The 21,740-nt window shown below is 61.5% G+C and carries 18 protein-coding genes; 6 read left to right on the forward strand and 12 right to left on the reverse strand.

Features of this window, described 5'->3' with window-relative positions; all coding sequences use genetic code 11:
• The gene (locus AC1DYF_RS24670; RefSeq protein WP_477879441.1) at positions 1-1,254 is read right to left on the reverse strand and encodes a sarcosine oxidase subunit beta family protein; all 1,254 of its coding nucleotides are present in this window, start codon (positions 1,252-1,254) and stop codon (positions 1-3) included.
• Between the two features lie 338 nt (positions 1,255-1,592).
• Here AC1DYF_RS24670 and cysD point away from each other — a divergent pair, with 338 nt between their 5' ends.
• From cysD to cysQ, 3 genes are read left to right on the forward strand one after another with little or no spacing between them, the layout of a single operon-like run.
• A complete protein-coding gene (gene cysD, locus AC1DYF_RS24675; protein WP_477879443.1) occupies positions 1,593-2,522 on the forward strand; it encodes a sulfate adenylyltransferase subunit CysD in 930 nt (309 codons plus the stop codon).
• A 37-nt stretch (positions 2,523-2,559) separates the two neighbouring features.
• Complete coding sequence (gene nodQ, locus AC1DYF_RS24680; RefSeq protein WP_477879476.1) at positions 2,560-4,416, forward strand: bifunctional sulfate adenylyltransferase/adenylyl-sulfate kinase NodQ; 1,857 nt, start codon at positions 2,560-2,562, stop codon at positions 4,414-4,416.
• 4 nt (positions 4,417-4,420) lie between these two features.
• Positions 4,421-5,200 carry a 3'(2'),5'-bisphosphate nucleotidase CysQ gene (gene cysQ / locus AC1DYF_RS24685; RefSeq protein ID WP_477879445.1) on the forward strand — a complete coding sequence of 260 codons (780 nt, stop codon included), beginning with the start codon at positions 4,421-4,423 and terminating at the stop codon, positions 5,198-5,200.
• A gap of 186 nt (positions 5,201-5,386) precedes the next feature.
• On the opposite strand, the gene AC1DYF_RS24690 is transcribed toward cysQ, so the two are convergent.
• The 9 genes from AC1DYF_RS24690 to AC1DYF_RS24730 all read right to left on the reverse strand — a co-directional run bounded on the left by AC1DYF_RS24690 (position 5,387) and on the right by AC1DYF_RS24730 (position 14,868).
• Entirely contained in the window at positions 5,387-6,496 is a 1,110-nt protein-coding gene (locus tag AC1DYF_RS24690) for an extracellular catalytic domain type 1 short-chain-length polyhydroxyalkanoate depolymerase (RefSeq protein ID WP_477879446.1), read from the reverse strand.
• Between the two features lie 376 nt (positions 6,497-6,872).
• Entirely contained in the window at positions 6,873-7,085 is a 213-nt protein-coding gene (locus AC1DYF_RS24695; RefSeq protein ID WP_477879448.1) for a hypothetical protein, read from the reverse strand.
• Positions 7,086-7,165: 80 nt separating this feature from the next.
• Complete coding sequence (locus tag AC1DYF_RS24700; RefSeq protein WP_477879450.1) at positions 7,166-7,456, reverse strand: cold-shock protein; 291 nt, start codon at positions 7,454-7,456, stop codon at positions 7,166-7,168.
• Positions 7,457-7,581: 125 nt separating this feature from the next.
• On the reverse strand, positions 7,582-7,791 hold the full coding sequence (locus tag AC1DYF_RS24705) for a cold-shock protein (RefSeq protein ID WP_477879452.1): 210 nt from the start codon (positions 7,789-7,791) through the stop codon (positions 7,582-7,584).
• Positions 7,792-8,286: 495 nt separating this feature from the next.
• A complete protein-coding gene (locus AC1DYF_RS24710; RefSeq protein ID WP_477879454.1) occupies positions 8,287-9,720 on the reverse strand; it encodes a capsular polysaccharide export protein, LipB/KpsS family in 1,434 nt (477 codons plus the stop codon).
• Between the two features lie 304 nt (positions 9,721-10,024).
• Positions 10,025-12,052, reverse strand: coding sequence for a capsular polysaccharide biosynthesis protein (locus tag AC1DYF_RS24715; protein ID WP_477879455.1), 2,028 nt, complete (start codon positions 12,050-12,052; stop codon positions 10,025-10,027).
• Positions 12,053-12,095: 43 nt separating this feature from the next.
• The gene (locus AC1DYF_RS24720) at positions 12,096-13,331 is read right to left on the reverse strand and encodes a polysaccharide biosynthesis/export family protein (RefSeq protein ID WP_477879477.1); all 1,236 of its coding nucleotides are present in this window, start codon (positions 13,329-13,331) and stop codon (positions 12,096-12,098) included.
• Positions 13,332-13,621: 290 nt separating this feature from the next.
• Entirely contained in the window at positions 13,622-13,804 is a 183-nt protein-coding gene (locus tag AC1DYF_RS24725) for a hypothetical protein (RefSeq protein WP_477879457.1), read from the reverse strand.
• A 179-nt stretch (positions 13,805-13,983) separates the two neighbouring features.
• Complete coding sequence (locus AC1DYF_RS24730; RefSeq protein WP_477879459.1) at positions 13,984-14,868, reverse strand: uracil-DNA glycosylase; 885 nt, start codon at positions 14,866-14,868, stop codon at positions 13,984-13,986.
• A 121-nt stretch (positions 14,869-14,989) separates the two neighbouring features.
• Between AC1DYF_RS24730 and galE the strand changes: the two genes are divergently transcribed.
• Positions 14,990-15,982 (forward strand): UDP-glucose 4-epimerase GalE, encoded by a 993-nt coding sequence (galE, locus tag AC1DYF_RS24735; RefSeq protein WP_477879460.1) that lies wholly within the window; start codon positions 14,990-14,992, stop codon positions 15,980-15,982.
• 68 nt (positions 15,983-16,050) lie between these two features.
• On the opposite strand, the gene AC1DYF_RS24740 is transcribed toward galE, so the two are convergent.
• Both AC1DYF_RS24740 and AC1DYF_RS24745 read right to left on the reverse strand, forming a co-directional pair.
• Positions 16,051-18,687 (reverse strand): hypothetical protein, encoded by a 2,637-nt coding sequence (locus AC1DYF_RS24740; RefSeq protein WP_477879462.1) that lies wholly within the window; start codon positions 18,685-18,687, stop codon positions 16,051-16,053.
• A 55-nt stretch (positions 18,688-18,742) separates the two neighbouring features.
• The gene (locus tag AC1DYF_RS24745) at positions 18,743-20,041 is read right to left on the reverse strand and encodes an adenylosuccinate synthase (protein WP_477879464.1); all 1,299 of its coding nucleotides are present in this window, start codon (positions 20,039-20,041) and stop codon (positions 18,743-18,745) included.
• 177 nt (positions 20,042-20,218) lie between these two features.
• Here AC1DYF_RS24745 and AC1DYF_RS24750 point away from each other — a divergent pair, with 177 nt between their 5' ends.
• Together AC1DYF_RS24750 and AC1DYF_RS24755 are read left to right on the forward strand one after the other, a co-directional pair.
• A complete protein-coding gene (locus tag AC1DYF_RS24750) occupies positions 20,219-21,103 on the forward strand; it encodes a DMT family transporter (protein WP_477879479.1) in 885 nt (294 codons plus the stop codon).
• Complete coding sequence (locus AC1DYF_RS24755; protein WP_477879466.1) at positions 21,100-21,570, forward strand: paraquat-inducible protein A; 471 nt, start codon at positions 21,100-21,102, stop codon at positions 21,568-21,570. The genes AC1DYF_RS24750 and AC1DYF_RS24755 overlap by 4 nt, the downstream gene beginning before the upstream one ends.
• Positions 21,571-21,740 lie beyond the last annotated feature (170 nt).

Genomic DNA, 21,740 nt, shown 5'->3' on the forward strand with positions numbered 1-21,740 from the left:
TCAGTGCAAATTGGGCTGCGGGCCGTGGCCCGTCTCGTCGATCGCATAGCCGCGATCAAAGCGGTCGAGCCGCATTTCGCGGGTCACCACATGCGGCTCGTTCTTGGCGATCAGATGGGCGAAGGTAAAGCCGGACGCAGGCGCTGCCTTGAAGCCACCGTAATTCCAGCCGGTGTTGAGATAGAGATTGTCGATCGGCGTCTTGTCGATGATCGGCGAGCCGTCCATGCTCATATCCATGACGCCGCCCCAGGTTCTCAGCACCTTGGAGCGCGACAGGCCGGGGATCATCGACAGCCCGATCTCGAACACATGCTCGACAGTGGCCAATCCACCGCGACGCGCATAGGAATTGAAGCCGTCGATATCGCCGCCGAATACCAGGCCGCCCTTGTCGGACTGCGATATATAGAAGTGGCCCATGCCGAAGGTGATCACCTGGTCGATCGCCGGCTTCAGCCCTTCGCTGACAAAGGCCTGCAGCACGTGGCTCTCGATCGGCAACCGCAAGCCGGCCATGCCGGCGGTGACGGTCGAATGTCCTGCGGTGGCGAGACCGAGCTTGCCGCAGCCGATGACGCCGCGATTCGTCTCCACGCCTGTTACCTGCCCATCGGCGCCGCGGATAATTCCGGTCACTTCGCAGTTCTGGATGATGTCGACACCGCGGCTGTCGGCGCCGCGGCCATAGCCCCAGGCGACCGCATCGTGCCGCGCCGTGCCGCCGCGCCATTGGATGAGCCCGCCCATGATCGGGAAACGGGCATTGTCGAAATTAAGATAGGGCGCGATCCGGCGGATACGCTCGCGGTCGGCAAGCTCGGCATCCACGCCTTCCATCATCATCGCATTGCCGCGCCGCGCAAAGGCGTCGCGCTGTCCATCGGTATGGAAGAGATTGATCACGCCGCGTTGCGACATCATCGCATTGTAGTTGAAGTCCTGCTCCAGCCCTTCCCAGAGCTTCATCGACAGCTCGTAGAACGGCTCGTTGCCGGGCAGCATGTAGTTGGAGCGGACAATCGTGGTATTGCGGCCGATATTGCCCGAGCCGAGATAGGATTTCTCCAGCACCGCGACATTGGTAATGCCGAATTCCTTGGCGAGATAATAGGCCGTCGCCAGACCGTGGCCGCCACCACCGACGATGATCACCTCATAAGAGGGCTTCGGGTCCGGCTGCCGCCAATGGGGCGCCCAACCCCTGTTCTTGCGCAATGCTTCCTTGAAGATCGAAAACGCCGAAAACCGCATCGAGTTCTGGTCCTCACACTCATTTGCCGAACGGGCGCTTCACCTGTCCGGATTGCCTGAAACATCGCGCTCTCTGTTGCCGGAGAACTACCGTCTATACTGTTCGATTCCCCGTGCCTTTACGACAGCACTGTATGTTTTTTTGACGATTTCGGGCGATGCACATGTTTTTGCTTTGCCCGCCATCATTCCGCCGTGCTTTGACGGCCTACAGCGCCGACCCCTGCTTGTCACATATTGTTGCGCTGCGAACAAGATTTCAGGCGATGAAAAGGGCCAAACTGCTCAAAGAGGTTGCGTTGAGGGGCCAAAGCCAATAAACGCACACGAATTCTAATTTGAGCCACGAAGCGGAGCTCACGTCCAATATGACATTGACGCATCTTCAGCGCCTTGAGGCTGAGGCAATACATATATTCCGGGAAGTCGCGGCGACCTTTTCCAACCCGGTAATGCTGTATTCGATCGGCAAAGACTCCTCGGTGATGCTGCATCTGGCGATGAAGGCCTTCTACCCGGCCAAGCCGCCATTCCCGTTCCTGCACGTCGACACCACCTGGAAGTTCAGGGAGATGACCCAGTTCCGCGACCGCATGGCGGCCGAACTCGGTATCGATCTCCTGGTGCATATCAACCAGGACGGCGTGGCGCAGGGCGTTGGCCCGTTCACCCATGGTTCGAACACCCATACGCATATCATGAAGACGGTCGGCCTGCGCCAGGCGCTGGAGAAATACGGTTTCGACGCCGCCTTCGGCGGTGCCCGCCGCGACGAGGAAAAGAGCCGCGCCAAGGAGCGCATCTTCTCCTTCCGCAATGCGCAGCACACCTGGGACCCGAAGAACCAGCGCCCGGAAATGTGGAAGACCTACAATACCCGCGTCGGCCCTGGTGAATCCATCCGCGTCTTCCCGCTGTCGAACTGGACCGAGCTCGACATCTGGCAATATATCATGAAGGAGAACATCCCGATCGTTCCCCTTTATTACGCCGCCGTGCGGCCAGTCGTCGAACGCGACGGCATGCTGATCATGGTCGACGACGACCGCATGCCGATCGGCCCGGATGACGTGATCGAAGAGAAGCTCGTGCGTTTCCGCACGCTCGGCTGCTATCCGCTCACCGGCGCCATCGAATCGGACGCCGCCACCCTGCAGGACATCGTCCGCGAAATGCTGACCGCGCGCACCTCGGAGCGCCAGGGCCGCCTGATCGACAAGGATGAAGCCGGCTCGATGGAGAAGAAGAAGCGCGAGGGGTATTTCTGAGATGAACGTCAGCGTTCCCGCCGATGTCACCGGCGACATGATCGAATATCTGCGCGACCAGGAAAAGAAATCGCTGCTGCGCTTCCTTACCTGCGGCTCCGTCGATGATGGCAAGTCGACGCTGATCGGCCGCCTGCTCTACGACACCAAGCTGATCTTCGAGGACCAGCTCGCCGCTCTCGAGCGCGACAGCCTCAAGCACGGCACCGACGGCGAGAACATCGATTTCGCACTTCTGGTCGACGGCCTCGAAGCCGAGCGCGAACAGGGCATCACCATCGACGTCGCTTACCGCTTCTTCGCAACGTCGAAGCGCAAGTTCATCGTCGCCGACACGCCCGGCCATGAGCAATATACCCGCAACATGGCGACCGGCGCCTCGACCGCCGACCTCGCCGTGGTGCTTGTCGATTCGCGCCAGGGCATCCTGCGCCAGACGCGCCGGCATTCGTTCATCGCCTCGCTGCTCGGCATTCGCCACATCGTGCTCGCGGTCAATAAGATCGACCTGATGGATTACTCCCAGGAGGTCTTCGACAATATCGTCGCCGACTATATGGAATTTGCCAAGAATCTCGGCTTCAAGAGCATCCAGCCTATCCCGATGTCGGCGCGCTTCGGCGACAATGTCACCATGGGGTCGTCGCGGACGCCGTGGTATTCGGGGCCGAACCTGCTCCAGCATCTCGAAGACGTGCCGGTCGAGAACGACTATCTCGACAAGCCGTTCCGCCTGCCGGTGCAGAATGTCGTGCGCCCCAATCTCGATTTCCGCGGCTTTGCCGGCCAGGTCGCCTCGGGCAAGGTTGCCGTCGGCGACAAGGTGACGGTGGCGAAGTCCGGCCAGGAATCGCGCGTCAAGCAGATCGTCACGCATGACGGCAACCTGCGCAACGCTGCCGAAGGCCAGGCAATCACCATCGTCCTTGAAGACCAGATCGACATTTCGCGCGGCGACATGCTGGTCGACCCGGCCAACCGTCCGCATGTGGCCGACCAGTTCCAGGCGCATGTGATCTGGTTCGACGCCCAGCCGATGATCCCCGGCCGCTCCTATATCCTCAGGACCGAGGTCGACAGCGTCAGCGCCACGGTGACGACGCTCAAGCACCAGGTCAACATCAACACTTTCGCACATGAGGCGGCCAAGCACCTCAACATGAACGAAGTGGGCGAGTGCAACATCTCGACCCAGGCGCCGGTCGCCTTCGACGCCTATGGCGACAACCGCGTCTGCGGCAATTTCATCCTGATCGACCGCTTCACCAATGCGACTGTCGGCGCCGGCATGATCGACCATCCGCTGCGCCGCGCGTCCAACGTCCATTGGCAGGCGATGGAGGTCAACAAGGAGGCGCGTTCGGCGCTCAAGAGCCAGAAGCCGGTGGTGCTCTGGTTCACCGGCTATTCCGGCTCGGGCAAGTCGACGATCGCCAACAATGTCGAAAAGCTGCTCGCCGCACAGGGCAGGCACACATTCATGCTCGACGGCGACAATGTCCGCCATGGCCTGAACCGCGACTTGGGCTTCACCGATGACGACCGCGTCGAAAACATCCGCCGCGTCTCGGAAGTCGCCAAGCTGATGACCGATGCCGGCCTGATCGTCATCGTCTCGTTCATCTCGCCCTTCCGCTCGGAACGGCAGATGGCACGCGATCTCTTCCCGATGGGCGAGTTTGTCGAAGTCTTCATCGACACACCGCTGGAAGAATGCATGCGCCGCGACCCGAAGGGCCTGTACAAGAAGGCGCAGTCCGGCGAGATCGCCAATTTCACCGGTATTTCGTCGCCCTACGAGGCGCCGGAAAATCCTGAAATACACGTCCATACGCTCGGGCACGAGCCAGCGGAACTGGCCGTGCTGATCGAGAATTATCTAAACAAGAGGTAAGACCGTGATCGACACCTTTGAAAAGCTGGCGCTCGACGCCGGCAAGGCGATCCTCGAAGTCTACCAAGCCGGCCCGAGCGTATCCTACAAGCAGGATGCCTCGCCGGTGACCGAGGCCGACGAGCGCGCCGAGGCAATCATCCTTGCCGGCCTCACGGCCGCCTTCCCCGATATTCCTGTCGTCGCTGAAGAAGCGGCGGCGGCCGGCAATATCCCTGATGTTTCGGGCAAAAAATTCTTCCTCGTCGATCCGCTCGACGGCACCAAGGAATTCGTCAACAAGCGCGATGACTTCACGGTCAACATCGCGCTGATCGAAGACGGTGTGCCGGTGGCCGGCATCGTCTACGCCCCTGCCCGCAAGGTCGCCTATACCGGTATCGCCAACCAGGCCGAGAAGCTCGTCATCGCCGACGATTTCTCCATCGCCTCGCGCGAGCCGATCGGCTGCCGCAAGGCCGCGGCCGAACTGACTGCCGTCGCCAGCCGCTCGCACAATTCGCCTGAGACAGAAAACTTCCTCGCCGAACGCGGCATCACCTCAATGAAATCCGTCGGCTCGTCGCTGAAATTCTGCCTGGTGGCGGAAGGCTCGGCGGATGTCTATCCGCGCTTCGGCAGGACGATGGAGTGGGACACCGCCGCTGGCGACGCGGTGCTCAGGGCAGCAGGCGGCATGACGCTTGACACGAACGAGCGCGAATTCCGCTACGGCAAGACGGCGCAAGCCACCGACAGCGACTTCGCCAACGGGCATTTCGTCGCCTGGGGTGCGCGGCGGTAGCATCTGCCGCAACGGTGCAGCAAGTTCCCTCCTTGCCCCTTGTGGGAGGGGTCAGCAAGGCCGCGAGAGCGTCGGCGATCGCTTGACCCCACTTGGTGAGGGGTAGTCTTGCTTTCCTCACCCACCCCTCACAAAAGCTTCGAGACGTCCGGCTGCCTCAACTCGACAATACACGCCGCAGGTCGATCATGAGATCAGCCCGGCGGCGCGCAATGCATCGTTGATCACCTTCGTCACACCCTGGGCGCCCGTGGTTTTGCCTTTCGTTCCCGTGAGCGGGGCTCTTAGCTTCGCATAGGACATCGCCTTGGCGATAACGGCTTCGATGCCGTCGGCGGTCGGCGCCTGTTCTGCCGCCGCTTCAGCAATGCCCTCGGCGTTCCTGACATCTTGATCGTCGGCAAGGCCCCAGTTCCTGGCAATTCTCGCCGTCGAGGAAATTCCGGCCTCGAGCATGAACGGCCCGGTATTGCCGAGCGGAGTTTTCGCACCCGACGACAAGGGGACGCCGTGTGCCATGCCCTTGATCAGATAGAGTTCGATCGCCTGCTTTCCATTCTCGTCCAGCCATGTCTTGCGGGTATGGCCGTTGACTGTCTCCATCGTATCAGGCGCTTCGGCAGTCCGATGCACACCGCTCCACTGGATGGCGATCTGCTGAGCGTTGACCGGCTTGACGGTGTGATCATGGGTGCCGTGCCATATCGAAATCATCGGCCACGGACCGGTATGGGCTGAGGCTGTCGCCACCGCCGATCTCAGTTGCAAGCGAGCCGGGGCGTTGCGGCCCTGCATGCGCTCGAACGCTTGGCCGACGCCAGAGGCCATGCCATAAGGCAGCCCGCCAACGATCGCCCCGCCGGCGAAAACATCCGGATAAGTTGCCAGCATAGCGCCTGCCATTGCGCCTCCGGCCGACAGCCCGGTAATATACACCCTGGCGCGATCGATTCCTTGCGACGCCGATACGTGGTCGATCATCTGCCTGATCGACAACGCCTCGCCTGCATCGCGCCTTGTGTCGGCGGGTTCGAACCAGTTGAAGCACAGATTGGCGTTGTTGGCGCGCCGCTGCTCGGCAAACAGAACGGCAAAGCCGTTCTTCTCGGCCAGTCGAGTCCAGCCCGAGCCATGGTCATACCCATCAACGGTTTGCGTGCAGCCATGCAGCACGACGACCAGTGGCGTCCTGGGGGCCATGATCGTCGGCAGGAACAGCCAGCACCCCAGGGCGCCGGGATTCGAACCAAAACTCGTGATTTCCACCAGGTTGCGGGAATTCTGTCTCAGGGCCACATCCATCTCCTTCGCCCGGCATGGGCGCGAGAATTACAGGTAGGTACGAATGCTGCAGTGCACAATTTATTTGTCGCAGAAACCCGCAGTGTACGCTTTCGCACCAAAACCGCGGGGCGGTGATCGGCCGTCGAAGGCTTAACCGCGGGATACGTGGTCAATCCTTCGGCTGGCGCTTGACATCGATGGTGCTCAAGCGATCGCAGACATCGACGGCATCATCCCTGTCCAGAAAGGTCGTGGCCCGATTTTCGCTGACCGCGGGCTGGCCGGTGAAGACGTCATAGACCGTCCAGAGCCCGCGGTCCTCGCGGCGGATGCATATCGGCGACCGGGGCTATTCATGCCGGATATACTGCTTCGAAAAGTGCAAAATTTATTTCTTCCGCGTCCGCTTGGGCTGCACGCCAATTTCGGCGACAGCCGCCGGCTCCTGCTGCAGCCGCAATGCTTTGAGCATCGCGGTCTTCTTCTCGCGTGCGGAGGTCTCCGCCGCCACGATCAGGCGTGCCGCATTGTCGGTTGCGGCGCTCTTGGTCTGTTGGGTCGTCTTCGTGGGGCTGAAGATCTGCGCTCGGTCGATGGCCATTTCACCTAATCCTTCGCAGCACCTGGCTCCGGCTGCCGCCCGCGCGGTTTCGCTCTCGTAGGCCGGATGAAATTGCAGCCTTATTTGTTGACGCGGATGCTGGCGATATCGACCCAGTTCCGCCCGCCGCCGCTGGCTCGTCCATCGGACGCCGCGGCTCTCGGCTTGGCGGTCCGTTCGGCGTCGATTTCACTCGCGCGGACGCGACGCTCGAAGCTTTCTTGTTTGGACTGAACGCGGTACTGCGCCTCGCCTCCCTCGGCATCCGGCAGTAGACCGATGACCTGGAATTCACCATCCGCTCGGCCCGTCCGGACCGGCCCGTTGACGAGAAAGAGATATTCGCCGACGGCATATTTCGCCTTGCTCATGGCACGCTCCCACGCTCTCGCACTTCGGAGAGATCAGAGATAGAAAAGGCCGGGCTAAGCCCGACCTCCATCAACACTCCACCGCTTGCTGCCAGTACATCCGTGGTCAGCTTGGGCGAGTGACATTACATCGCTCTGAGATTATCGGCCGACGCTTTGCCCGACCGATTGTCCCTGACGATGTCATACTGAAGCTTCTGGCCTTCGACCAGGGAGCGGATACCGGCCCGTTCGACAGCCGACACATGCACGAACACATCGGTCGCGCCATCTTCCGGCTGAATGAAGCCGAAGCCCTTGGTGCTGTTGAACCACTTTACGGTGCCAATGTTCATGACGATTTCCTTTCAATCGCTACAGTTGCCGCGACATCATTTGCCGCTGCGTCGAGTAATGTTGGGAAATCTGGAAAGCCTAGATGCTCGAACAAAAATCGCAAGCAGAAGTCAATAGAAGAGATATAGTCTCTATCAGTGGCCGAAACAAGGCGTGAAGGGAAATAAGACCCGGCAACGGCGTTTCCGCAACGCAGTACTATCGGCAAGCAGCGATTACAGCCTCACTCTGCGTGACGATCAATAAGCGTGCTGGCTTCGATGATGACCGGGTCAGGACGAATTCTTCCTTCGGCGCATCATATGCAGCGACAAATCTAGCGACCTTTGAACCAATCCTTTGCCGCCTGTTCGACAAGGACGAACTCCCGCTTCATCGAATCTCCGGTTGCTGGCGAAAGGCAATCCCTAATTCTCCACATCGCCTCCGGATTGTCAAAAAGCAAAAGGCCCGGTCAGTGCCGGGCCTTTTGCTTCCTCCTCCGGGAACGCCGTCTATTTATCGGTATTCTGTTTGGCTTGCTGGCCGAAGACGGCGGTGATGATCTCGGCTGATTTTTCCGGCACCGGCTCTGCTTCCAGCGCCTTGGTAAGCTTGTTCGTCAGCGACAGAACGGCTGCCTCCATGCCATCCTTGGCGTAGAAATCGCCGCCGGCGAGGCATTCATGATGAACCCAGCTGAGATAGCGATGACGCACGCCTTCCGGCGCGACGAAACTGTTGGTCCAGAACTTGTCGAGATCCATGCCCTTCTCGACGCAGAAGGCGAGGTCCTTGTGACGGTAGAGCGCCTGCCCCATCACCGCCAGCGGCACGCCATGATGCAGTGCCGACAGACCCGAGGTCGAATTGATGGTGATCATGCCGGCCGAATGGCGCGTGAGCAGGCTGAGCGAGCCGCCGTCGAGCACATGCACACGATCCTTGACGTCGTTGAGCTGGCTGACCTGGCGGATGAAGTTCCAGTCGCGCGTATGGCCGCGCTCCATCGGATGGATCTTGAACACCAGCTGATAGTCTTCCGGCGCGTTACGAGCAAAGGAGACGATGGTCTTCAGAATGAGCTTCTGGTTGTTCCAGCTGTTGGCCGCACGGCCCAGCTGGGTATCGTCATGCACCTGCAGCGGCACGATGAAGAAGCGCTTGTCATGATGTTCAAGAATGCGCTCAGAAACCCGGTAATTGCGGCCGACATGGGCGAATTTGCGGTAATAATTCTTGATCCAGTAAAAACCTTCCGACACCAGCGTCCGCTTCTGCTTGTGGAACAGGCGGCGCTCGCCGGGCGTCGAGATCAGCGCGCGGATGGTGAAATACTGGAAAGCGCCCCAGGCCATGGCGCTGAACGAACCGGGCTGCGGCAAGGCTTTCGGGCCGGCGCTACGCGGCGAATTGAATTCCGGCGGCGGCAGCTGGCCGGCAAGCGGCGAGCGCCAATTGTTGCCGCCGAGCTCCATTGTCACATAGCCTGGTCGGATATAGCCCTCTTCGAGGCAAAGCGCTGGAATGCCGCACTGTTCGGCGCATTCGACGGCGACGCGATGGATGATGCGCTCGGAGCCGAACAGGACGACGGCATCGAAACCGTTCTCCTTGATGATCGCCGTGAACCAGCTGCGCCAGCTTTCCGGCGAGCCGGAGAAATTCATCACCTTGTCGCCGCGCGAACCCATGCGGTCGCCGGCGTTGAAGCAAATCCGCCAGGCGTCAAAACCATTGGCGTTGAGATGCTCCTGTGCGCGGCGGAAAAAGCTGCCGACCGGACCCTGCAGGAGAACCACGCGCGGCGCATTCTTGTTGGGAAAGCGATGCTTGGCACGCCCCATAAATGGAAGCGTTATCAAGCTCTTCGACTTGCCGGCCTCGGTATCCCGCGTCCCACGGGAATTGACCGCGTCCTGGCTTCTTTCGTCAAAAGGCATGGTCATGTCGAAGTTGCTTCAATCTTATCTAGAAGAAAACCCGCTCGCGTTGGTCTTACATACCGTAGACGGTATTTCAACCGCGTGCTGACAGCTCCTTATCAGCTGATGTAACAATGCCACAGCCGGCTTAGCCCGCCTCGTCGCAGAACCCTATCGGCCAATCATTACCAAAAGTTAAAGTTTTTGCACCGCACAAAGGACGGAATTTCGCCACATTTTAACAGTTTTTTCACGAAATCAAACACTTGTGGCCGTTAACCATAGGTGTAGAAGCCCACTAATCTGTGCAAAATCGGGACAGCCTGCCCTAATTTCGGGCATCACGGATTTTGACGGCTGCACGATTAATTGATTGCGCGACGCTCTGCCGCAGGCGGCGCAACATAGAAGTTTTCACAATCCGCTTCAGGGCGATCTCCTCGACAAGCTCTTCGGGAGTGCAGGGCATGGCGCTCAGCGGATGGATATAGAAGGGATAAAGGATCAGCGCGGCGGCGCCCAGCATGTCCACGGTGATCCTGCGGCTGCGCCTCGGCACGGCCAGCCTGTCGTCGGTCAGCCCCCAGCCGGCATAGAACGGGATGCCATGGACGCCGACCGGCTTGCCACGGATCAGCGCTTCGAAGCCGGCGAGCGAGGTCATCGTTTCGAGCCGGTCGCACCAGGCGATCCAGTCCTTGATGTCTCCGTCCCGGACGACGATGTCGGCCTCGTCGGGCGTCTCGCCGCCCGAGCGGACGCCGCCGCTGACGTCGGGATGCTCCTTGTAGGCAAGGAAAGCGTCCGGATACAGTTTCCGCACCGCGCTGACCAGGCCTTTGTTGGTCTTCACCGCGGGCGAGCCGAAGCGGATCGAGGCATCCTTCTCCACCTGGCCGGGGATAAGGATTTTCAGGCGACCCGGCTCAGGTTGCGGCAGCGCCACAGCGCCGCCGACATTGTATTTGGAGACGCCCAGCCGCACGATCGTCTCGACCAGCCGGGCCGCGCGCGCCGTGAGCTCTTCCGGAAACGGGTGCGTGGCAATGATCCGCTCGAGCCGGCTTTCGCCCCGCGCGTCGTAATAGACATGGTCGCCGTCCATGGCGAGCGATGAGGGCAGCGCCAGATTGGCGCCCAGTCCCCGCGAGCGGATGAAACCGTCTTCGAACCGCATGGACGACACGCCCTGCGGCAACGGCCGGCCCGATCCCCAGAGTGCAATCTGCCCGCCCTTCTCCGAGGCCTGCCGCACCGCCTCGGACATGCGCTGGCAATGCACTGCCGCCCCTTCCGGCCCGCGCACGAACGGATCGAGCGCCCGCCGCTTCCAAGGCGACAGCCCGCCGGTATAGACGCGACGGCCGATCTGATTGCGCTGGTCGCGCACGGTCCTCAACTGAGCAATCGCCGTCTCCAATTGCACCGGTCGCCGGTCATGCAGGTCGAGATAGTGGGAATAGCCGATATAGACGGCGTGGAAGATCTCTTCGAGCGATGCAGGTTTGCGTGGCGCGGGGATCGCGCAATGGTCCTCGGTCAGACCGCGATGCGAATAATAAGTCACGCCGAACGAGTGCACTTTTCGGCCGGCCATCAGCGCCTCGAAACCAAGGTGGCTGGAAACGGTATAGACCGCCTCTGCCGCTTCGAGGAGCGGCCAGGGATTCATGCGCTGCGGGACGGTGATCGCGATGCCAAACTTGCGGGCCGCCTGCACCAGCATGCTGCGATCGCCGGCGGCCGGATGGACCCGAACCGCGATCGTCGCCCCGGGATAGGTCGCATGCGCGTGTTCCAGCATGCTGCCGAACCGGTTATCGTCGGCAAGGGCACCGATGATCGAAGCGTCGCCCGCGACCTGATCGACCATAAGCACGAAGGGTTTCCCCATCGGCAGCCCCGATTCGTCGAGGTCCCGCATCGGTGAATTGTTGTATTTCGACAGTCGGCTCTCACGGATCAGGCCGATCGCCGCCCCCGCCCGCGCAAGCCCGGCCGCATCGGGGGCGGGACCATCGAGCAGGCGATCGAGATCATTGTCCTCGGCGGAATTGAAATAGATGCCGCTGCGGTCGACGACGTAGGAATGCGCCGGTTCGAGTGGGCCCGGCGCGTAGCTCTTGAGGAACCCGTCTTCGAGCGTGATCACCGGCTTGCCGTGGCGGGCGCCGAGGGCCGCAGCCTTGGCGCCGGACGGCCGCCGGCCCCAGCCGACGAAGCCGTCGATCCGTCGCGGCCCGACCAGCGGCCAGGGAGCTATATCGGCTTCGAGGATCATCGCAAGGTCGGCGCGCTGCTTCCAGAGCCCGAGCGAGGTCACTGCATAGAGCGGCCGGCCTTGGCTTTCCGTCATCGGGCTCAGGCCCCTGTTGTCTCCGCTGCCAACATCGCCACCATCAGTTGCGATTTGCCAGATTGCTGATCGACTGGACGTTGCGCGCAATGCTGACCGGTGTCGCGATCACGTTGGTGAACTTGATAAAATCGGTCGCCAGGTGATGCGCGAGATAGAGCACGTCCTTGCTCCGCACCGGGAACGACTGGGCGATAATATAGCTCTGCGGATCGGCCATGTCGATGCGGTAGACGATCGGATAGCGACCATCCTTGTTGGCCATCATGCCCTTGCGAAGCAGCTCGTTGAACCGGCTTTCGCCGACCACCTGCCGATAGACCGCCTCATATTCGTAACGGAAGATGAAGTAGCCCTTGGGATCTGCGAGGACCGGATTGGCGCCGGCGGCAAGCGCGGTCGCCTCGACCAAGCTGAGCGAGCTGGTCTCGAACGGAATGCGGCCGGCCTTTTCACTGGCGCCGAGCGCCGAGAAAGTCTGCGGATCGTAGGTGAGGAAGATTTTGTCCCGTGGAATGATGTAGATATCTTCCTTGGGGTTATCGATCACGCTCTGCAGCAGCACGGTGCTGGACCTGTGGCCGCGGGTCAGCGTCACATAGGTATCGTAGGACGCCTTGGCGGCGCCGCCGGCTTCGGCAATCACGCTGGTCAGCGGCGCCGGCGACAGGCCAAGCTGCACCAGCTGCGGCTGACGCACATCGCCCTGGACCGACGCCGTGCGCGACGTGTTCTTCGACATATTCACGATGACATCGGGCTCGACGGCCTTGGCTTTCAGCGCGGCGACGATTTCCTCGCGCGCCCCTTCCAAGGTCTTGCCGGCGAATTTCACCTGGCCAGTATAGGGAATCTGCCCATAGCCATCAGGCTGGACGATGACGGGAATAGTGGTCGACTTGTGCTGGGTGGTCGAGAACAGGCCGTCCGGGCCGGCTTCGAAGATCGTCACCTGCAATTCGTCGCCAACGCCGACAACCGGCGTTCCGGGCGCGCCGCCCAGGCCAAAGGTCCTGGCCAGCGACGGCTGGCCGAGCGCCGTCACCGAATTAGCGACCCGCTCATCAACATCGACGACATCATAGGCCGTCTTGCTCGTGGGGATCTGGTAGGCGGACTTCGGAACCGCCGAATCCTCGACGACCGATGCTATGGGGCCGTTGTTCGGCACTGCCGAAGTACACCCCGTAACCAAAGCGAAAGACAAAGCGATCGCCGTGCTGGCCGCAAATTTCGTCATCCGGGCCAGTGTCGTGGTGTTTATTACCGCTTGACGCATGTCACTCAAATTCCCTCCGGCAGCGCATATCTATGCTGCTACCCCGTTTCCGGCAGGCAACAACGCCTGCCCGATTTCCTCGCCCGGAAAATCGTCAGGCCTTTATTCGTCGTCCCGGTACGTTTTGCACCTGCGTCCGAATTTGCAACATTTCTCTTGCACATTCGTTAAGCGATGAAAAGCTGCTTCGACGACATTCCCGGTTAGAAGCCTGACAACCCGAGCCTTTTCAAGTGGGTGCGACAAAAAGAACGCAGGACAAACCCTTACGATTCCTTACATCCTGTCGCTTATCTTGAAGTCCCTGCACCCCAAAATCCCTGCGGACGACGGGCCGCGGCAAAGCCGAGCGCCGTGATCTGTTCGTTGGCGGGAAAGGGCTTCCGATTGAACTGCACTTCACGCTGCATCGGGTCGCGACGCAGTCTCAGCGTCTCGTAACCGCAATGGATGGGGCGGCGAATGTCGCGCATGGCATATTCCTTTCCTTCCCTCCCGACGGCGAATCTCTTTTGCATCGCAACATAAATATGTTGCATCGCAAAAAATTCCAGACCTGAAGCGTGGTACGGGGACAAGGTGTCGGCTTTGTGTCAAAGCCCGTGTCTTATGCGCCACACCGGAATATTTCTTTTCAAATTAACGAACATTATCAATTCGTTAATTCGCGGCGAAAGGCCAGAAGGTCCTGCCATGCGAGCCGTTTGCAGGGTGGCGTAGCGATAAGATCCTGCGGATGAAATGTCGCCATGACACGCGTCTGGCGGCCGTTGATATCGACGTCCAGCCATCGCCCGCGCAATGCGTGGATGGTCTCCATCGAGCCGGAGAAGAAGCGCGCCGGGAAATTGCCAAGCGCCAGCACGGCTTTCGGCTGCAGGAGCTCGATCAGCCGCAGTCCGAACGGCCGGCAGATATCGACTTCGTGCGGGGTCGGCGCGCGGTTGCCCGGTGGTCGCCAGGGAATGAGGTTAAGAAGCATCACCTGATTCGTCGAAAGCCCGATGCCGCCGAGCATACGTTCAAGCATCGCGCCCGCCTGGCCGGAAAATGGCTGGCCGTCGCGGTCGTCATCGGCGCTTGGCATGCCGGCGGCAATGATAATGTCGGCAGCCGGATCACCGCGCAGGAAAGAGGTGTTGCGGGCGCTGTTGCGCAGATTGCAGCCGGTGAAACTGGCGACCGCAGCTGCAAGTCCGCCAACGCTTTCCGCCGAAAGTGCGATCCTGCGCGCCTCGGCCACTGCCTCGGCATCGGGGATTGCGACATTGGGCCGCGCAGCAGGCTGCGGTGCAGGCCTTGAAGGTGCCGCGCGGTTCGCAGCGGCGGGCGCTTCAGCAGCATCTGGCATACGCTGCGCGTTTGCGCGCTGCGCAGACAAGGCAGCGAATTCGGCGAAGCGATCCTGCGGCTCGTCTTCAATGAGCGTGTCGACCCCCGCCTCTACATAGAAATGCATAAGCTGGAAAAGCTCGTTGAGCGTAAGCGATTGGGCCGATGGCGAGTTCATGGCGACAGGATAGAGGCTGGCGGACATTTTGAAAACGGTTTTCTGTTGATTGCCCCAGCCCCACCGGCAGGCGCGGGAGGCCGCAATTGTCTAATCCCCGGCAATTGCCTATAGATGCGGCAAATTCGATCTCGGGAGACATGGCGACATGACGGTACTGGTGACGGGCGGATGCGGCTATATCGGCAGCCATACGGTCTGGGCGCTGCTCGATGCTGGCGAGCAAGTCGCCGTAATCGACCGGCTGTCGACCGGCTTTCGCTGGGCCATTCCGCCAGAAGCCAGGCTTTACGAGGGCGATATTGCCGACGAGACGCTGCATGACCGTGTGTTCAGCGAGAATACCATCGACGCCATCATCCATTTCGCCGGCTCGATCATCGTGCCGGAATCAGTCGCCAATCCGCTGGCCTACTATGAAAACAACACCGTGAAATCGCGCGCGCTGATCGCCGCGGCGGTGAAATACAAGGTGCCGCATTTCGTCTTTTCCTCGACGGCCGCCGTCTACGGCACGCCGCGGGGCGCGGAGCCGGTGGTCGAGACCGAACCGCTGAACCCGGAATCGCCCTACGGCTCATCCAAGCTGATGACCGAGACCATGCTGCGCGACACGGCCTATGCGCATGACTTCACCTATACTGCGCTGCGCTATTTCAACGTCGCCGGCGCCGATCCCCGGGGCCGTACCGGCCAGTCGACCGTCGGCGCCACGCATCTGATCAAGGTGGCGGGCGAAGCAGCACTGGGCAAGCGCAACCATATCGACGTCTTCGGCACCGACTATCCGACGCCGGACGGCACCTGCATCCGCGACTATATCCATGTCAGTGATCTCGCCAACGCCCATCTGAAGGCCCTGGAGCGTATGCGCGCGGGCGGCGGCTCGCTGGTCGCCAATTGCGGCTATGGCCGAGGTTTCTCGGTTCTCGACGTGCTGGAGACCGTTACCAAGGTGCACGGCAGGCCCTTCGACATCCGCTATGCCGGCCGCCGCGCCGGCGACGCCGTGATGATTGTCGCCAACCCGGCGCTCGCCAAGCGCGAGTTTGGCTGGGTGCCGCAATATGATGACCTGGAGTTTATCGTGAAGACGGCGCTCGATTGGGAGGCGCATCTGGGGAAGAGGAACGAGCGGTAGAATAGGCTCATTCTCCTAAGCTCCCCCTTACCCGGCAGGGCTGAGGGGGTAAGCCCCAAGCACCTATGTCACTGGTTCGTGCTCGTCTGCGAGCCCAGCGCATCCCACTCGCCCATCACCTTGTCGAACACCGCCGTGCCCGTCGCGCCCTTTTCGAGCGTGATCAGCGCACGCCGGCCGTTGCGGTAGGTGATCGGGATGTCGATCCACGAGCGGGTCTTCATCAGTTCCAGATTGACCTTGCGCGCATCGGCGTCGTCGTTCAGCGCCACCATGTGGAAATCGTCAGTGATCTTGGCCGGCACGGCGATCAGCGGATTGCCGCGGTCCTGTTCGGTCTGCTTGAAGGCGACGCGCTGGATGCTGTCGACATTGCCTTCCTCGAAATCCTTCGGCAGGTCGAAGACGATTTCAATGATGTGGCTCGCCGGTAGCGACGGATCGGTGTTGCGCTTGAAGGTGATCAGCGCCGTGATCTTGCGTCCGGGGACGTCCAACGAGGCTTCGATCGCCGGATCCGGCTTGCCATCGTCGGTGTCAGCCTTCTCGCGCCAGACGACGGTGCCGGGCACAGCGACCGGAGAGGTCTGGCCGAGGCGTTCCTCATAGAGGAACATCTTCTGCGTCGCGCCGAGCGGCTGGGCGTCGTTCTGCAGCTGATTGCTCGTCTGCGCCGGCTGCGTCGTGGTGCTGGTATCGGTCTTGGTATCCGTCGGCGTCGCCGCGGCCACTTCCTTGTCCTTGGCAGTCTGCGTCGCCACGGTCTTGCCTTCCGGCAGCGCCTGATCGACCGGCACCTTGGCCGTCTCGGTCTTGGTTTCCGTGCCGTCCGGCATCAGCCGCTCGGTAAATTTCTGCGGCCCTGCATCGGTGTTGAGAGAGGCGAGCTCAGTGCTCTTTATCGGCTGCTTGGCGTCGGCTACCGTTGCCGACTTGGTGTCGTCAGTCTTGGTGTCCGCCGGCAGGTTGCGCTCGGCGGTATCGACCGGTTTGCTCGCCGGCATCAGCCCGGAAACGAAGCTCTCCACCTTGTCGCGATAAAGCCAGACGCCATAGGCGCCACCGCCGACGATCATCAGGCCAACCACGCCGAGCGCGATCGCCAGCATGCGGCCGCGCTGCCTGGACTTCTTCCGCGCCTGCGTCTTGAACGCCTTGCCTTCCAGCCGTGAAACGCCGCGGCCGAAATTGGGCGGCAGACCGGCATCGGCGTTGGACTTGCGCTGCGTCGGCTCCAGTCCGAGCAGGTCCTCGAGTTCGGCCCGCGCGCTCGCCGGCTCGGCGCGCCCCGCTTTGCCCTTGCGCTTTTCCGGTGCTGCCTCGATCTCCTGCTGCTTGGCTTCGAGCGCCTTCTCGAAGGCTTCCGGCTTCGGAATATCGGGCAGGTCGTCGAACGGCTCGTCCCAGGAAAAATCGCCCTTGCTTTTCGCCTTGCTCGGCGGCGGCTGCACGACCTGGCGGTTGAGCTCCTGCTTGAGGAAATCGTTGAAACCCTCGACGACATCGCTCTCGTCATAGGACACCCGCGGCATCGGCTTCGGCGCCTCATCGACGGGCATCACGCGCGCCTCGGCGTCTTCGGTGCGATTCGGACGGACATCGTCGAGCGCGACCGGTACCGGCTTGTCCACCACGACGGGTCGGGCGACAGGGATAGAAGCCGGTTCGCGCCGTGCTTCGACGGCCGGCGCCATGCGCGGCTCAGCGGTCGGCACAAACGGCTGGCGCGCAGCACCGCCCGGCGAAGCAAAAGCCTTGGCACCGCCGAGAAGCTCGGCGATATGGTCTTCCGCCGTCATCGCTTCTGCCGCGACGCTGACGTCGAGCTGTGCGGGCCGCACTTCCGGCTGCAGCCGGGCAACGGGCTCCTCGACAACGGCGTCGCTGGTAGCATAGGCGGGAATGTCGGCTTCCGGCTCAACCGCAGCCAGCGCCTCGGGAACGTGGATCGGTTCCGGCGCCGGTTCGACCACTTGCTTCTTCGGCAATTCGATCACCACCGCCGACTTGGCAGGCTCGATGCGACGAATCTGACCAAAGGTCTGCAGCGCCGATTCCGGGATCAGCTCGCGATGCACGACCGGCGGAACGGCCGATTCCGGCAGGAATTCCTGCCTCGCAGCCAGTATAGGTTCCAGCTTCTCCGCAGCGATAGGCGCGGATGCGACAACCGGCTGCGACGGCGGCTCTTGAGCCTCGACCACCTGCACCGGCGTCGGCGCGACAAAATCGGGCTCGGATCCATGACGCCGGTCTAGGGTGGTTTCAACGACCGGCTTCTGTTCTGAAACGACAACATCGACCGCGGCAGTCTCAACGGGAGCCGTCTCGACCGGCACGTCGACGGGTTTGGCCGCAACGGCCAGTTCGACGGGCGCCACGTCGACAGACTGCGCCGCGATCGGCATCTCGGCAGGCTGAACCGTCACCGGCTCCTGCACATCCGTAGCAAATTCCTCGGCAACAACGGCGGCGATGTCATCCGCCGGCAATGCCACGGCATGGTCGGCCTCGACCTCGGCGATTGCCGCGTCGAGCTTGTCGATCTGGCGCTGGAACATGGCCTCGGGCGGACGCGGCTTCATGTTCTCCAATTGCCGCACGACCGCAGCCTTGGCACGTTCATAGACCTTAGCGCGCATTTCGGGCGTGTTTTCGCTAAGGCCGTCAACGGCGCGTCGGATGACTGCAATAAAATCCGCCATATGTCTTTCTCAATGCTGCCCGCCGGCGGGTTTTCACCCTTCCGGCGCGCGTCGATTAATCTTCAAACGGGTCCGTCACCAATATCGTGTCGTCGCGCTCCGGGCTCGTCGACAGCAGCGAAACCGGCGCCGCGATCAGTTCTTCAACCTGGCGCACATATTTGATGGCTTGCGCGGGCAGGTCAGCCCACTTTCGGGCGCCGACGGTCGATTCCTTCCAGCCCTCCAGTGTTATATAGAGGGGCTTAATCCGGGCTTGCGCCGCCTGGCCTGCCGGAAGATGATCGATTTCCTTGCCGTCGAGCATATAGCCGGTGCAAATCTTCAGCTCATCGAGCCCGTCAAGCACGTCCAGCTTGGTCAAAGCGATGCCGGTGACTCCGTTTGTGGCGATCGACTGGCGCACAAGCGCCGCGTCAAACCAGCCGCATCGTCTCTTTCTACCCGTAACTGTGCCAAATTCATGACCGCGCTCACCTAAAAACTGGCCGACCTCATCTTTCAACTCCGTCGGGAACGGTCCTTCGCCGACGCGGGTGGTATAGGCCTTGGTGATTCCGAGCACGTAATTGAGCGCTGACGGTCCCATGCCAGAGCCAGCGGCAGCCTGTCCGGCCACCGTATTGGAGGAAGTCACGAACGGATAGGTGCCATGGTCGACGTCGAGCAGCGTGCCCTGCGCGCCTTCGAACAGAATACGCGCACCCTTGCGGCGCTCGCGGTCGAGCAGCGCCCAGACGGTCTCGGAGAACGGCAGGATGCGCTCGGCGACGCTGGTCAGTTCCTGCATGATGGCCGCATGGCTGACTTCCTTCTCGCCCAGGCCACGGCGCAATGCATTGTGGTGGGTGAGCAGCCGATCGACCTTCAAGCCGAGCGAATCGGGATCGGCAAGATCGGTGACGCGGATGGCGCGGCGGCCGACCTTGTCCTCATAGGCCGGGCCGATGCCGCGGCGCGTGGTGCCGATCCGGGTGCCGGAATTGGAGGCCGCATCCTCGCGGATGCCGTCGAGTTCGCGGTGCAGCGACAGAATCAGCGTCGCATTGTCGGCGACGCGCAGGTTTTCCGGAGTGATCACGACACCCTGGGCGCCAAGCTTTTCGATTTCGGCGATCAGCGCATGCGGGTCGACCACCACGCCATTGCCGATCACAGCGAGCTTGCCGGGGCGCACAACGCCCGACGGCAGCAGCGACAGCTTATAGCTGACGCCATCGATCACCAGCGTATGGCCGGCATTGTGGCCGCCCTGGAAACGCACGACGATGTCGGCCCGTTCGGAAAGCCAGTCAACGATCTTGCCCTTGCCCTCGTCGCCCCATTGCGTGCCGACCACGACCACATTCGCCATCAGATACTTCCTGTTACTGAACACCGAGGGCGACAAGCCCTCTCAAACCCGCGCAGATATACTGTTTCCGTTCCGCGAAAGCGACCCCTCATTGTGCCTCAAGCCGGGTTTTTGCGTGACAATCCCGGTGGATAATGGCTATTGCCTGATCACGATGAGCCTGCCCTGCCTGAATATATGTCAAATTCCCTGAAAGCCTATATTTTCCTTTTGATCACCACGCTTGGCTGGGGCGGCAATGCCGTGGTCGGCAAATTTTCCGTCGACCACATCGCCCCGTTCACGCTTTCCGCCGCCCGCTGGGCGATGGCGGTGGCATTGATCCTGGCGATCTCGCTCACCCAGATCCGCCGCGACTGGCCGGAAATCCGCAGACACTGGCTGTTGATGCTCTGCTATGGCGCGGCAGGCTTCGCCGGCTTCAACGCGCTGCTCTACACTGCGCTGAAATATACCTCGGCGATCAACTGCGTCATCGAGCAGGCCGGCATTCCCGGTTTCATCTTCATCGGCAATTTCCTGCTCTTCCGGATCAGCGCCAGGCCGGCCCAGATCCTCGGCTTCACCCTCACTTTGCTCGGCGTCGGACTGACCGCCACCAATGGCTCGCTGACGTCGATCGGCGGCCTGTCGCTCGGTCTGGGCGACGGATTGATGCTGGTCGCCGTGCTCCTCTACGCCGGCTACAGTGTCGCGTTGCGCTGGAGACCGAACGTGCATTGGAAGACGCTGATGGCCTTTTCCGCCATCGGCGCCGCACTCGCCTGCCTGCCATTGCTGGCGAGCGAAATCCTCGCCGGCCATTTCATCATCCCCGACGCCATCGGCTGGGCCGCGGTCCTCTATACCGGCACCGTGCCCTCGCTCGTCTCGCAGGTGCTTTATGTGCGCGGCGTCGAACTGATCGGCTCCAACCGCGCCGGCCTGTTCATCAACGCCATCCCGATTTTCGGCATCCTGCTCTCCGTGCTATTCCTCGGCGAACCGCTGCACACTTTCCACCTCATCGCCATGGCGATGGTGATCGCCGGCATTGCAATCGCCGAATGGGGACGCCGATGACCTTGCTTCTGCCGCTGTTTTTCATCGCGGCGCCAATCCTCTTCACCCTCGGCATCCTGCTGCCGCTGATGACACTCGAAAAACTCTATTTCTTCGAGGACAATCCTTCGCTGACCGGGATTATCGGCAAGCTCTACGACAATGGCGACTATCTCCTCGCCACGCTGGTGACGCTGTTCTCGATCATCTTTCCCGTCGCCAAAATGGTGGCGGTGGCGGCCGAGGCGCTTGCCGCGCCCGATGCCCGCCAAGGTTTCTTCGCGCGGCTGGTGCCGTTTCTGTCGAAATGGTCGATGATGGATGTGATGCTGGTGGCGATCGTCATTGCTGCGGCGAAGACGTCGGGGCTGGCGAATGCGTTCACCGAGCCGGGGCTCTGGTGCTATGCCGGGTCAGCGCTGATGATGTCGGCGGCGCAATGGATGGTGGCGCGGCAACGGCGGGGTTGGCCACCTCCACTTCCGTAGGCGTTGCACCTCATACCCACCATCGGGATAGGGGGGAGCCAATCAGCTCCGCCCCTCCCACACCACCCGGCATGCGGGTCCGCACCGGGCGGTTGGAGCGGTTGAAGTCGTCAGGCTTATAGTTCTCCCGGCCCGACGCTTGGGTTTGCTTATTCTGGTTCGGCGGGTTT

The sequence above is a fragment of the Rhizobium sp. P2_G9 genome, assembly GCF_056403475.1.